Raw genomic sequence first — 13,652 nt, forward strand, 5'->3', positions numbered from 1 at the left:
AGCAGTCTCGCCGATTCCCGGCGGGCAGTGCCTCAGTCAGTGAATATCTGTGCGAAAGCTTGGGCCAGCCGAGCCGGATCGTGCCGCGGAGTGCCGTCGGCGGCCGCCACGTCGGCGAGCATCAGCCGTCCCCCCAGCATCCGCACCGCCTTGTCGAGGGCGTCGGCGTCCTCCACCACCCCGCGGTCGGCCAGCACCACGTCGACCCGCAGGTCCGGCGCGTGCGACTGGAGCACCTCCAGATGGGCCTGCGGGGAGAACCCGTCGGTCTCCCCCGGCTGCGGCGCCAGGTTGAGCGCGACCACCCGCCGCGCCCGGGTCCCGATCAGCGCCCGGGCCAGCTCGGGGACCTTCAGGTGCACCAGCACGCTGGTGAACCAGGAGCCGGGGCCGAACACCACCCAGTCGGCGTCCTCGATCGCGGCCAGCGCCTCGGGGCAGGCCGGCGGGTCGGGCGGCACCAGCGACACCCCCAGCACCTTGCCGGGCGTCTTGGCGCACGCCACCTGACCGCGGACCTGCACGACGTCGTCGGGCCTGGCCGGGTCGGCGCCCTGCACGTCGGCGACGATGTCCAGCGGGACCGACGCCATCGGCAGCACCCGGCCCTGCGCGCCCAGCAGCCGGCCCACCCAGTCCAGCCCGGCCACCGTGGCCTCCGGCCGGGTCGCGCCGGCCTCGCCCTCCCCCAGCAGCTCCCACAGCGCCACGATCAGCAGGTTGCCGACCGCGTGCTCGTGCAGTTCCCCCTGGCTGCGGAAGCGGTGCTGCACGACCCGGCTCCAGGTCCGGCCCCACTCGTCGTCGCCGCACAGCGCGGCCAGCGCCATCCGCAGGTCGCCGGGCGGCAGCACCCCCAGCTCGCGGCGCAGCCGGCCGCTGGAGCCGCCGTCGTCGGCCACCGTCACGACGGCGGTGAGCCGCTGCGTGACCCGCCGCAGCGCCGACAGCGACGCGTACAGCCCGTGCCCTCCGCCGAGCGCCACCACCCTGTGGCCACCGCGTCCGATCACGCCATCGCCCCGCCCTCATCGGCCCGGCCGGCCGTCCGTCCTGCTCGCACTCCCGACTCGCCCCTCCGTCCGCGGACCCGGCGTCCGCCCCGGCGGGCGGACGAACGGCACTATCTTCGAGCATCGCGGACATCGTCGGCGACCCCGCGACCCGGCGCGCGCGGCCCGCCGGTGGCCGTGGGTTCTTGCCCGGCAGCGGCGGATCAATCCCGGACCGGCCGGGCGCTCACTCCCGGCCCAGGTCGCGGTGGGCGACCTGGACCTCGATGCCGGTGTCGCGCAGCCGGGCGGCCAGCTGCTCGGCCATCGCCACGCTGCGGTGCTTGCCGCCGGTGCAGCCCACCGCCAGGGTCACATAGTGCTTGCCCTCGCGTTCGTACCCCTCGGCCAGCAGCCGCAGCACCTCGGTGTAGGAGTCCAGGAACTCCTTGGCGCCGCGCTGGCCGAGCACGTAGTCGCGGACGGGGGCGTCCCGGCCGTTCATCGGCCGCAGCTCGGGCACCCAGTGCGGGTTGGGCAGGAACCGGCAGTCCACCACCAGGTCGGCGTCCACCGGCAGGCCGTACTTGTAGCCGAACGAGACCACGGTGGCGCGCAGGCTGGGCGCGCCGCTGTCGGCGCCGAAGAAGCCGACGATCTTGGCGCGCAGCTCGTGCACGTTCAGCCCGCTGGTGTCGATCACCAGGTCGGCCTCGGCGCGCACCGCGCGCAGCAGCTCCCGCTCCCGGGCGATGCCCTCGACCAGCCGCCCGTCCCCCTGCAGCGGATGCGGCCGGCGCACCGCCTCGAACCGGCGCACCAGTTCCTCGTCGCCGGCCTCCAGGAACACCACCCGGGGATGCACCCCGCGCGCCTCCAGCTCGGCGATCGCCGAGTACAGGTCGCTGGTGAACGCGCGGCTGCGCACGTCCACCACCACCGCGATCCGCGGCACCGCGTCCTTGACCCGGCCGCCCAGGTCGGCCATGGTCGCCAGCAGTCCCGGCGGCAGGTTGTCGACCACGAACCAGTCGAGGTCCTCCAGCGCCTTGGCGGCCGTGCTGCGGCCGGCCCCGGACATGCCGGTGACGATGACGATGTCCGGAATGCGTTTGTGGCCGTCGGCGGTCATGTGCCTCCCCCATCAGCGGTGCGGTGTGCTGCGGCCGGACCGCCCGGCCCGCCGGCCGGGTCCCCCGTGCCGTCCGCGCCTCGCAGCGCGGCGGCGATCTGCTCGGCGGTGCGCAGCCCGATGCCCGGGACCTCGGCGATCTGGTCGGGTGTGGCCTCGCGCAGCCGCTTGAGCGAGCCGAAGTGCTTGAGCAGGGCGGTGCGGCGGGCCGGGCCCAGGCCGGGCACGCCGTCCAGCTCGCTGGCCGTCATCGCCTTGGAGCGGCGCTGCCGGTGGAAGGCGATCGCGAACCGGTGCGCCTCGTCCCGCAGGTGCTGCATCAGGTACAGGCCCTTGCTGCCGCGGGGCAGGATCACCGGGTCCTCGTCGCCGGGCAGCCAGATCTCCTCCATCCGCTTGGCCAGCCCGCACACCGCGATCTCCGGCAGCCCCAGCTCGTCCAGCGCCCGCTGGGCCGCGGCGACCTGCGGCGGCCCGCCGTCCACCACGACCAGGTTGGGCGGGTAGGCGAACTTGCGGGGCCTGCCCGTCCGCGGGTCGATGGGGCCGTGGGCGGCGGGTTCCTCCTCGCCCGCGTCCTCGAAGCCGTAGGAGGCCAGCACGTCGCCAGCGGCGCCCTCGTCGTGGTCGCCGGTCGCGGCGTCCTCGGCGACCTTGTCGCGTTCGGCCAGGTAGCGCCTGAACCGGCGGGTGATCACCTCGTGGATGGAACGGACGTCGTCCTGCCCCTCGACGGCCCTGATGGTGAACCGCCGGTACTCGCCCTTGCGGGCCAGGCCGTCCTCGAACACCACCATGGACGCGACCACGTTGGTGCCCTGCAGGTTGGACACGTCGTAGCACTCGATCCGCAGCGGGGCCTCGTCGAGCTCGAGGGCCTCCTGGATCTCCTGCAGCGCCTGGCTGCGGGTGGTCAGGTCGCCGGCGCGGCGGGTCTTGTGCTGTTTGAGGGCCTCCACGGCGTTGCGGGCGACGGTCTCCAGCAGGGCCTTCTTGTCGCCGCGGCGCGGCACCCGGATGCGCACCGGGCCGCCGCGCCGCTCGGCCAGCAGTTCGGTCATCGCCTCGGCGTCCGGCGGCCCGACCGGCACCAGCACCTCGCGCGGCACCGAGTCGCTCTCGCCGTAGATCTGGGTGAGGAAGTGCTCGACCAGGTCGGCGGTGGTCAGGTCCTCGACCTTGTCGACCACCCAGCCGCGCTGCCCGCGGATCCGGCCGCCGCGCACGTAGAAGACCTGGACGGCGGCCTCCAGCGGGTCCTCGGCGAGCGCGATCACGTCGCAGTCGGTGCCCTCCCCCAGCACCACCGCCTGCTTCTCCAGGGCCCGCTGCAGCGCCCGCATGTCGTCGCGCAGCCGGGCGGCCCGTTCGAACTCCTCGGCCTCGGCGGCGGCGTACATCTCCTTTTCGATGCGCCTGATGAAGCGGGTGGTGTCGCCGGCCATGAACGCGCAGAAGTCCTCGGCGAGCCGCCGGTGCCCGTCGGCGTCCACCCGGCCCACGCACGGCGCCGAGCACTTGCCGATGTAGCCGAGCAGGCAGGGCCGGCCGATCTGGCGGGCGCGCTTGAAGACCCCGGGCTTGCAGGTCCGCACCGGGAACGCGCGCAGCAGCAGGTCGACCGTCTCGCGGATCGCCCAGGCGTGCGAGTACGGCCCGAAGTAGCGGACGCCCTTGCGCCGGGCGCCGCGCATCACCATCACGCGCGGGTACTCCTCGTCGAGGGTCACCGCAAGGTACGGGTAGGACTTGTCGTCCCGGTAACGAACGTTGAACCGGGGATCGAACTCCTTGATCCAGGAGTACTCCAGCTGCAGCGCCTCGACCTCGGTGCCGACCACCGTCCAGTCGACCCCGACCGCGGTGCGCAGCATGGTCTGGGTCCGGGGGTGCAGTCCCGCGAAGTCGGCGAAGTAGGAGTTCAGCCGTGAGCGCAGGCTCTTGGCCTTGCCCACGTAGATGATCCGGCCGTGCTCGTCACGGAACCGGTAGACCCCCGGCGAGTCCGGTACGGACCCGGGGGCGGGTCGATAGGTCGCGGGGTCTGCCACGCCGAAAAGCCTAGTCCGCCGTACCGACAGCCCGGGCTGTCCGGGCTCCGGTCCCGGGTGAGCGTTCCTCCCGTCCCCCCGCCGGCTCCGGCGCCGCGGAACCCGGCATGTCGTGATCTCGTCGGATCCGCGTTCGTCCGGTCGCGCGAGGAGGTCGCCGTGAGCCCCAAGTCCGAAGAGCCGCCCGCGCACCCCGGATCCGCGGAACCGCGGGCGCGGACCGCCGGACCCGTCCCCCGGCGTCCCTGGCAGGTGCCCGCGGCCTTGACGATCATCGGCCTGTTCTGGGTGGGCAGCATGACGGTGGGGATGCCGGACATGATCGGCGACGAGGATTTCGGCACCCAGCTGGCCTACATGATCGGCTGGACGGCCGTGCTGGCGCTGTGGATGTGGCGGATCTGGGCCGGCGGGCCGATGGCCATCCGGCAGATGGTGACGCTGGCCACCGGCTTCGGGGCGCTCATCATGGTCGGCTCGGTGCTGGTGACCGTCGGCCTTCCGGACGAGTACCGCGACCCGCTGGACGTCGTGGTCCCGGTGCTGGTCGGCGGCGCGCTGCTGGCCGCCGCGCTGCTGCTGCGCCGCCCGGCGGTGGCCGAGTGGGCGCGGGGCCGGTACGGCGCGCGGCGCCCGCCGGCCGGGTCGCAGTGATCTGGATCTCGTTCGGGCCCTTGTTCCCGGGGATACGGTCAGGAAGGTAGATCCTCGGCAAACAGGGAGGTCTCACCCGTGTCCGCCTTCTCGGCGTGGACGATCTTCGCCGCCACCGTCCTGGTCTCGGTGACCGTCGTGGAGGTGGTCCGCCGGCTGCTGGCCGGTCCGCTGTCGCACCGCTGGCCCGGTGCCGGTCAGGCGGCCCGCCGGGTGACCGCGCCGGCGTTCGCGGCGGCGGCCGCGTTCAGCGCGCGGGCGTCGCTGCCGACGGCCGAGCACCTCGGCGGCCCCTCGGTGGACCGGCCGGTGCGGCACCTGCTGTGGATCGTGGCGGTGGCCACCGCCACCTGGCTGCTGCTGCGGATCATCTACGCGCTGACCGATCCCGCGCTGGAGAAGCTGACCCGGGTGGAGGGCGAGCGCAACCGCCGGGCCCGCCGGGCGCGCACCCAGATGCTGCTGCTGCGCCGGGTCATCGGCGCGGTGCTGGTCGTGGTGGCGACCGGGGTGGTGCTGTTCTCGTTCCCTGCGGTGCGGGCGCTGGGGGCCGGTGTGCTGGCCTCGGCCGGCATCGCCGGCCTGGTGGCCGGTGTCGCGGCCCGGCCGGTGCTGGGCAACCTGTTCGCGGGCCTGCAACTGGCGTTCAGCGACGCGCTGCGGCTGGACGACGTGGTGGTCGTCGAGGGCGAGTGGGGCCGCATCGAGGAGCTGACCCTGTCGTACGTGGTGGTGCGGACCTGGGACGAGCGGCGGCTGGTGCTGCCGGTGTCGTACTTCACCGAGCGGCCGTTCGAGAACTGGACCCGGCACACCAGCCGGGTGATCGGTGCGGTGGTGTTCCACGTCGACTGGACGGTGCCGGTGGAGGACCTGCGCACCGAGCTGTACCGGTTCCTGCGCGAGCATCCGCTGTGGGACCAGCGGGACTGGGTGCTGCAGGTGACCGACGTGCTGCCGAACGGGCTGGTGCAGCTGCGGGCGCTGATGAGCGCCGCGGACGCCGCCAGCGCCTGGGATCTGCGCTGCGACGCCCGCGAGCACATCGTCGCCTACCTGCGGCGGGAGCACCCGCAGGCGCTCCCCCGGTTCCGCGCCGAACTGCCCGTCGACGCGGTCAGGCCAGCCTGATCGACGTCCCCTCGACGGTGACCTGCTTGGCCGCCAGGGGCTTGCCGGCGGGGCCGCCCTGCGGGGAGCCGTCGGTGATGCTGAACTTGCTGCCGTGGCAGGGGCAGTTGATGGTGCCGCCCTCCACGGAGTCGACCGGGCAGCCCCGGTGGGTGCACTTGACGTCGAACGCCTTGAACTCGCCCTGCGTCGGCTGGGTGACGACCACGCCCTGGTCCTTGAAGACCTTGCCGCCGCCGACCGGGACCTCGCTGGTCTGGGCGAGCGCGCCGCCGCCTCCACCGCCTCCGGAGCCGCCCCCGGCCTGGCCGCCGCCGGTGTCCTGCCCGGTGTCCGTCCCGCCCCCGGCGGTGCCGCCGTCCTCGCCTCCGCCGCAGGCGGCCGCGACACCGGCCACCCCCAGCAGGCCCGCTCCCACCAGGACCGCCCGCCGGGTGTTGCCCTGGGCCGTCTGGTCGGAGGGGTCGATCTGCGGTCCGGTCTCCTGAGCCATGGGTGTCGTCCTTCCTCGCCTGTGGGCCGAGCGCCCTGCGTTCACACCCACCACTACGAGTGAACGCGGCGGGCGGTTCGATCGGCCGGGCTCGGGCGGTCCGCACCCCCGGATCCCGGGGGGCGCTCCCCCCGGAACGACAGGTCAGACGACGACCACCCCGTCGCCCTTGACCTGCGCAGGGTACTCCAGCAGAGCACGGGAGGCCGGGCCCTTGGCCACCGTGCCGTCGGCGATCCGGAACTCGCTGCCGTGGCAGGGGCAGTAGATGGCGTCCCGGCGGATCCGGTCCACCGGGCAGCCGGCGTGGGTGCAGCGGGCGTCGAACACCTTGAAGGTCCCCGCGGTCGGCTGGGTGACCACGACCTTGTGCTCGGGCACCACGGTGCCGCCGCCGACCGGCACGTCGGCGACCTTGGCGACCTCCCTGCCCTTCAGGTCCGCGGACGGCTCCACCTCGCGCGGCCCGCCGCCGCAGGCGGCCGCGGCGCCGGCCACGCCCAGCAGGCCCGCGCCGCACAGCACCGCGCGCCGCCCGGGCCCGGCGGGCGGCTCCCCCGTCTTGTCGTCGCTCATACCGCCATGATCTCGGGCGACCCGGTCACCCCCGGCACCCACCCCGCCCCGGCGGGGCCGCCGGGGTCACCGGTCCAGCAGCTTGGCCAGGAACGCGCCGGTGTGGCTGCCCTCGACCCGCGCCACGTCCTCGGGGGTGCCGGCGGCGACCAGGGTGCCGCCGCGCGAGCCGCCCTCGGGGCCCATGTCGATGATCCAGTCCGCGGTCTTGATCACGTCGAGGTTGTGCTCGATGACCACCACCGTGTTGCCCTTGTCGACCAGGCCGTTCAGCACGCCCAGCAGTCGGCGGATGTCCTCGAAGTGCAGGCCGGTGGTGGGCTCGTCCAGCACGTAGATGGTCCGGCCGGTGGAGCGGCGCTGCAGTTCGGCGGCCAGCTTGACGCGCTGCGCCTCGCCGCCGGACAGGGTGGTGGCGGGCTGGCCGAGCCGCACGTAGCCCAGGCCCACGTCGTTGAGGGTGGACAGGTGCCGGTGGATCGCGGTGATCGGCTCGAAGAAGCGGGTGGCCTCCTCGATCGGCATGTCCAGCACCTCGGCGATGGTCTTGCCCTTGTAGTGGACCTCCAGCGTCTCCCGGTTGTAGCGGGCGCCGTGGCAGACCTCGCACGGGACGTAGACGTCCGGCAGGAAGTTCATCTCGATCTTGATGGTGCCGTCGCCGGAGCAGTTCTCGCAGCGCCCGCCCTTGACGTTGAACGAGAACCGGCCCGGCTGGTAGCCGCGCACCTTGGCCTCGGTGGTCTGCGCGAACAGCTTGCGGATGTGGTCGAACACCCCGGTGTAGGTGGCCGGGTTGGACCGCGGGGTGCGGCCGATCGGCGACTGGTCGACGTGCACGACCTTGTCGACGTGCTCCAGCCCGGTGATGCGGCGGTGCTTGCCGGGCACGGTCTTGGCCCCGTGCAGCTCCTTGGCCAGCGCGTTGTAGAGGATGTCGTTGACCAGCGTGGACTTGCCGGATCCGGACACGCCGGTGACGGCGGTGAACACGCCCAGCGGGAACGCCACGTCGACGTTCTTGAGGTTGTTCTGCTGGGCGCCCCTGACCACGATCTCGCGACCCCTGGCGCGGGGCCGGCGGATCCGCGGCACCTCGATCTTGCGACGGCCCGACAGGTACGCGCCGGTGAGCGACTTCTCCGAGGCCTTCAGGTCGGCGACGGTGCCGGAGACCACGATCTGGCCGCCGTGCTCGCCGGCGCCGGGGCCGATGTCGACCACCCAGTCGGCGGCGTCGATGGTGTCCTCGTCGTGCTCGACGACGATCAGCGTGTTGCCCATGTCGCGCAGCCGGATCAGGGTCTCCAGCAGCCGGTGGTTGTCGCGCTGGTGCAGCCCGATGGACGGCTCGTCCAGCACGTACAGCACGCCGACCAGACCGGAGCCGATCTGGGTGGCCAGCCGGATCCGCTGCGCCTCGCCGCCGGCCAGGGTGGCGGCCGCGCGGTCCAGGGTGAGGTAGTCCAGCCCGACGTCCAGCAGGAAGCCGAGCCGGGCGTTGACCTCCTTGAGCACCCGGGCGGCGATCTGGGCCTCGCGGTCGTCCAGTTCGAGGTTGCGCAGGAACTCGGCGCACTCGCTGATCGGCATGGCGGCGACCTCGGCGATGGACTTGCCGCCCATGGTGACCGCCAGAATGACCGGCTTGAGCCGCGCGCCCTTGCAGGCCGGGCACGGCACCTGGCGCATGTAGCCCTCGAAGCGCTCGCGGGTGGCGTCGCTCTCGGCCTCGGCGTGCCGCCGCTGGATGTAGGGGATGACGCCCTCGTAGGAGGCGTAGTACGAGCGGGTGCGGCCGTAGCGGTTGCGGTAGCTGACGTGGACCTGGGTGTCGTGGCCGTGCAGGACCGCCCGGCGGGCCTTGGCGGGCAGCTTCTCCCAGGGGGTGTTGAGGTCGAAGCCCATGGCGTCGCCCAGGCCCGACAGCAGCCGCAGGAAGTACTCGCTCACGTGGCCGTTGGACCACGGCTGGATCGCGCCCTCGCCGAGGGTCTTGTCCGGGTCGGGGACGACCAGCTCGGGGTCGACCTCCATGCGGGTGCCCAGGCCGCTGCACTCCGGGCACGCCCCGTACGGGGAGTTGAACGAGAACGACCGCGGCTCCAGCTCCTCGAACGACAGGTCGTCGTACGGGCAGTACAGATGCTCGGAGAACATCCGGGTGCGCCGCTCGTCGTCCTCGGGCAGGTCGACGAAGTCGAGCACGATGGTGCCGCCGGCCAGCCCGAGCGCGGTCTCCACCGAGTCGGCCAGCCGCTGCCGGGCGCCCTCCTTGACCGACAGCCGGTCCACCACGACGGCGATGTCGTGCTTCTCCTGCTTCTTGAGCTTCGGCGGGTCGTCCAGGCGGACCAGGGCGCCGTCCACCAGGGCGCGGGAGTAGCCCTTGGCCTGCAGCTCGCGGAACAGCTCGACGTACTCGCCCTTGCGGCCGCGCACCACCGGGGCCAGCACCTGGAACCGGGTGCCGGGCTCCAGTTCCAGCACCCGGTCGACGATCTGCTGCGGGGACTGCCGGCTGATCGGCCGGCCGCACTCGGGGCAGTGCGGGTGCCCGATCCGGGCGTACAGCAGCCGCAGGTAGTCGTAGACCTCGGTGATGGTGCCGACGGTGGACCGGGGGTTCTTGGAGGTGGACTTCTGGTCGATGGACACCGCCGGGGACAGGCCCTCGATGAAGTCCACGTCCGGCTTGTCCATCTGGCCGAGGAACTGGCGGGCGTAGGCCGACAGCGACTCCACGTACCGGCGCTGCCCCTCGGCGAAGATCGTGTCGAACGCCAGGCTGGACTTGCCGGAGCCGGACAGTCCGGTGAACACGATCAGGGAGTCCCGCGGCAGGTCCAGCGAGACGTCCTTGAGATTGTGCTCGCGCGCTCCACGCACGATGAGTCGGTCATGCACGGTGGTACTCGGCTCCCCTGTGGGCCTGGTCGCAAACGACGTGAGTGACATCAGGCTAACCACGGGCACCGTCCGTTTAGTCCGTGACGGACGGCACCCCCGTTGTGCGCTCGCAACCGTACACGTGTTCGAAGATCCGTCGCCACCGGACCGCGGTGATCATTAAAACCCGGTTGACGCTCCGGTCATCTGCGCTCCGCCGGGACGATCCGCGGCTACGGTTCGCTGGGCCCGACTCTCGTGTCCCCGCCTTCCGAGGAGACGCCCCGTGCCGTCCATCAGACGCATCGCCCGACCGGCGGTCGTGTTCGGCCTGGCCTCGGCCCTGTTCATGGGATCGGTGCCGCCCGCCCTGGCGGCCCCGCCGGATCCGGCCGCCCCCGGCCTGCGCGACCTGAACCGTCTCGTGCTCCCCGCCGAGGAGCCCGGCGGCGCGTACCTGGAGACCGACCGCACCGCCCGCCCGGTCGCGCCGGGCACCACCCTCACCTCGTTCGACCGCCTCGACGCCAAGGGCTGGCTGCGGGGCGACCTGCTGAGCGTGGACCTCGGCGGCGGCAAGGTCCGCGCCGGCTACCTGTCGCCGGGGAAGGTGGCGGCGGTGGAGCCGCTGTCGCGGCAGGCAGGCCGTGCCGGGGCCGTCGCCGGGGTGAACGGCGACTTCTTCGACATCAACAACACCGGCGCGCCGAACGGGGCGGCCGTGGACGACGGCGGCCTGGTCAAGTCGGCCACGCCCGGCTGGCCCGCCCACACCGCCGGGGTGTCCGCCGAGGGGCTGGGGCAGATCGCCCAGGTGTTCCTCGAGGGCGAGATCACCATGCCGGGCGGCCGGAAGGCGACCCTCGACCAGCTCAACGCCCACTTCATCAAGCAGAACGGCATCGGCGCCTACACCTCCCTGTGGGGTTCGGCGACCCGCGGCAGGTCCCTGTCCCAGGGCGCGCGGCGGATGGCCGAGGTGCTGGTGGTGGACGGCGAGGTCACCGAGATCAGGGACGCTCCCGGGTCCGGGGACATCCCGGCGAACGGCTTCGTCCTGGTCGGCCGGGAGGCCGGCGGGGACCTGCTGCGCACCCTCGAGGTGGGCGCCCCGGTGACGCTGGCCTACAAGCCGCGTTCGTCGGGGGCCCCGGCCGAGTTCGCGGTGGGCGGCAACCAGGTCCTGGTCAAGGACGGGCAGGTGCAGCCGCTGGACGATCCGGCCGCGCATCCGCGGACCGCCGTGGGCTTCTCGGCCGACGGCCGCCGCATGTTCCTGATGACGGTGGACGGCCGCCAGGCCGACAGCCGGGGTGTGACGCTGGCGGAGATGGCCGCCCTGGTGAAGGAGGCGGGCGCGCACAACGCCCTCAACCTCGACGGCGGCGGTTCGTCCACCCTGCTGGCCCGCAAGCCCGGCCGGAACGAGGGACGGGTGGAGAACCAGCCCTCGGACGGCGGTGAACGGCCCACGCCCAACGGCATCGGCCTGTTCGCCGAGGGCAGCGGACGGCTGACCGGGTTCTGGGTGGAGCCCGCGGCCGATCCCGCCCAGGCCCCGGGTGCGGGGCCGACCAGCGGGGGCCGTCCCGACCGGGTGTTCCCGGGGCTGACCCGCAGGCTGGTGGCGCGCGGTCACGACGAGTCGTACGGCCCCGCCGAGGGCGCGCCGCGGTGGATGACCCAGGGCGGGGCGGCCGTCGTCGACCAGGACGGCGTCGTCCGCGGGCGGCGGGCCGGGCAGGTCACCGTCGTCGCCTCCCATGGAAGGGCGCGCGGCCAGGTGAGGCTGACCGTGCTGAACCCGCTCACCCGGATCGGGGTCACCACCGACCGGGTGACCATCCCCGGCGGTGACGGCACCGGCGTGTTCGGGGTGGTCGGGTTCGACCGGGAGGGTTTCACCGCGCCGATCGAGCCGTCCGACGCGAAGCTGACCTATGACGCCTCGCTGCTGGAGATCACGCCGGGCGCGGGCGGCGCGTTCACGGTCAGGCCGCGCAGGGAGTCCGGGTCCACGCTGGTGACGATCGAGGTCCAGGGGCGCCGCGCGAGCCTGCCGGTGAGCGTGGGGCTACAGGAGCGGACGATCGCCGACTTCGAGGACGGCGCGCAGTGGCGGTTCGGCACCGCGCGGGGCTCCGGCAAGGTCGAGCCGGTCTCCGAGGGCCGGAACGGGGCGGGGCTGCGGCTGTCGTACGACTTCACCCGGTCGACGGCGACCCGTACCGCCTACGCGTACCCGCCCAAGCCGATCGAGGTGGCGGGCCAGCCGCAGGCGCTGGGCATCTGGGTGTACGGGCATGACAGGGGCGAGTGGACGGCGTTCACCATCACCGATGCCAACGGCCAGACCTACTCGCTGTACGGCCCCTACGTCCGCTGGAAGGGCTGGCGGTACATCGAGATGGCGGTGCCGTCGTCGGTGGCGTACCCGATCAAGGTCAACCGGTTCTACACGATCGAGACGAGCGCGAGCCGCCAGTACACCGGCGAGGTGCTGATCGACGACATGGTGGCCAAGGTGCCGCCTTCGGTGGACGTCCCGCCCCCGCCCGCCGGGACCCCCGATCCGCTGGTGGTCCAGGACGGCACGGTGAACGGCCGCACGTGGCGGTTCGCGGTGCTGTCGGACGCGCAGTTCGTGGCCGCCGACCCCGACAGCGGGTACGTCGAGCGGGCCCGCCGCACCCTGCGCGAGGTGAGGGCCGCCGAGCCCGACTTCCTCGTCATCAACGGGGACTTCGTGGACACCGGCTACCCGGCGGACTTCGCGCTGGCCAAACGGATCCTGGACGAGGAGCTGGGCGGCGAGGTGCCGTACTACTACGTGCCGGGCAACCACGAGATCTACGGGCCGGGGAACATCGCGAACTTCCGCGCGGTGTTCGGGGAGCCGTACCGGGCGTTCGACCACAAGGGGACGCGGTTCGTGCTGCTGGACTCCTCCACCGGCGCGTACCGGACCAGTTCGTTCGAGCAGTTGCGGATGCTGCGCACGGCGCTGGACGGAGCCCGGCGTGACGGGGCGGTCGGCTCGGTGGTGGTGGTCGGTCATCACCCGACGCGCGATCCGCTGCCCGCCAAGAACAGCCAGCTCGCCGACCGCAAGGAGGCGGCGCTGATCGAGAAGTGGCTGGCGGAGTTCCGCACGGCCACCGGCAAGGGCGCGGCCCTGGTCAACGCGCACGTGGGGGTGTTCCACGCGTCGCGGGTGGACGGGGTGCACCACTTCATCAACGGCGACGCGGGCAAGAACCCGGCCGCCGGGGCCGCGGACGGCGGGTTCACCGGCTGGACGATGTTCGGTGTGGACCCGCTGTCGCCGGGCGACATGGAGCGGGTGCGGCGCGCCCCGTTCCTGCCCGCGCGGCAGTGGCTGTTCGCGGAGGTGCGCCCGCACGTGGACGAGCTGTCGGTGCGGGTGCCCGAGGTGACGGCCGGGCGGACCGTGCAGGTGTCGGCGACGCTGCGGCAGCACGGCCGGGAGCTGCCGCTGGTCTACCCGATGAGCGCCGACTGGAGCGGCTCGCCGAACGTCCACGTCGGTGATCCGGAGCGGGCGCGGCCGTGGCATGTGGCGGCGTTCGACCCGGCGACCGGGCGGCTCACCGCGCTGCGGCCGGGCCGGATCCTGCTGGCCGTGACGGTGAACGGGGTCACCGGGCAGGTGCCGGTCACGGTGGCCGACGAGGAACGGCCCGCCGCCTGAGCCCGCCGCACGCGAAGGCCCG

9 protein-coding genes are annotated in these 13,652 nt (G+C 73.1%); 3 read left to right on the forward strand and 6 right to left on the reverse strand.

All coding sequences use genetic code 11. The features are described 5' to 3' along the window. Window positions 1-32: 32 nt before the first annotated feature. The 3 genes from HNR21_RS25300 to uvrC all read right to left on the reverse strand — a co-directional run bounded on the left by HNR21_RS25300 (window position 33) and on the right by uvrC (window position 4,175). Window positions 33-1,013, reverse strand: a complete 981-nt coding sequence (locus HNR21_RS25300) for a gluconeogenesis factor YvcK family protein (protein WP_312881255.1) — start codon at window positions 1,011-1,013, stop codon at window positions 33-35. A gap of 226 nt (window positions 1,014-1,239) precedes the next feature. Beyond that, entirely contained in the window at window positions 1,240-2,124 is an 885-nt protein-coding gene (gene rapZ, locus HNR21_RS25305; RefSeq protein ID WP_119730716.1) for an RNase adapter RapZ, read from the reverse strand. Next, a complete protein-coding gene (gene uvrC / locus HNR21_RS25310; RefSeq protein ID WP_182707173.1) occupies window positions 2,121-4,175 on the reverse strand; it encodes an excinuclease ABC subunit UvrC in 2,055 nt (684 codons plus the stop codon). The genes rapZ and uvrC overlap by 4 nt, the downstream gene beginning before the upstream one ends. A gap of 159 nt (window positions 4,176-4,334) precedes the next feature. Between uvrC and HNR21_RS25315 the strand changes: the two genes are divergently transcribed. Beyond that, window positions 4,335-4,829 carry a hypothetical protein gene (locus tag HNR21_RS25315; protein WP_182707174.1) on the forward strand — a complete coding sequence of 165 codons (495 nt, stop codon included), beginning with the start codon at window positions 4,335-4,337 and terminating at the stop codon, window positions 4,827-4,829. Between the two features lie 78 nt (window positions 4,830-4,907). After that, window positions 4,908-5,960 carry a mechanosensitive ion channel family protein gene (locus tag HNR21_RS25320; protein ID WP_233358735.1) on the forward strand — a complete coding sequence of 351 codons (1,053 nt, stop codon included), beginning with the start codon at window positions 4,908-4,910 and terminating at the stop codon, window positions 5,958-5,960. On the opposite strand, the gene HNR21_RS25325 is transcribed toward HNR21_RS25320, so the two are convergent. The 3 genes from HNR21_RS25325 to uvrA all read right to left on the reverse strand — a co-directional run bounded on the left by HNR21_RS25325 (window position 5,947) and on the right by uvrA (window position 9,987). Continuing rightward, window positions 5,947-6,453: a Rieske (2Fe-2S) protein gene (locus HNR21_RS25325; protein WP_182707175.1), complete on the reverse strand. Its 507-nt coding sequence runs from the start codon at window positions 6,451-6,453 to the stop codon at window positions 5,947-5,949. The genes HNR21_RS25320 and HNR21_RS25325 overlap by 14 nt on opposite strands. 144 nt (window positions 6,454-6,597) lie before the next feature. Beyond that, on the reverse strand, window positions 6,598-7,029 hold the full coding sequence (locus HNR21_RS25330; RefSeq protein WP_182707176.1) for a Rieske (2Fe-2S) protein: 432 nt from the start codon (window positions 7,027-7,029) through the stop codon (window positions 6,598-6,600). Between the two features lie 66 nt (window positions 7,030-7,095). Beyond that, a complete protein-coding gene (gene uvrA / locus HNR21_RS25335) occupies window positions 7,096-9,987 on the reverse strand; it encodes an excinuclease ABC subunit UvrA (protein ID WP_220500291.1) in 2,892 nt (963 codons plus the stop codon). 217 nt (window positions 9,988-10,204) lie between these two features. Between uvrA and HNR21_RS25340 the strand changes: the two genes are divergently transcribed. After that, window positions 10,205-13,630, forward strand: coding sequence for a phosphodiester glycosidase family protein (locus HNR21_RS25340; RefSeq protein WP_220500292.1), 3,426 nt, complete (start codon window positions 10,205-10,207; stop codon window positions 13,628-13,630). Window positions 13,631-13,652: the final 22 nt, after the last annotated feature.

This window comes from Thermomonospora cellulosilytica (assembly GCF_014138835.1).
GTDB classification, from domain to species: Bacteria; Actinomycetota; Actinomycetes; order Streptosporangiales; family Streptosporangiaceae; genus Thermomonospora; species Thermomonospora amylolytica.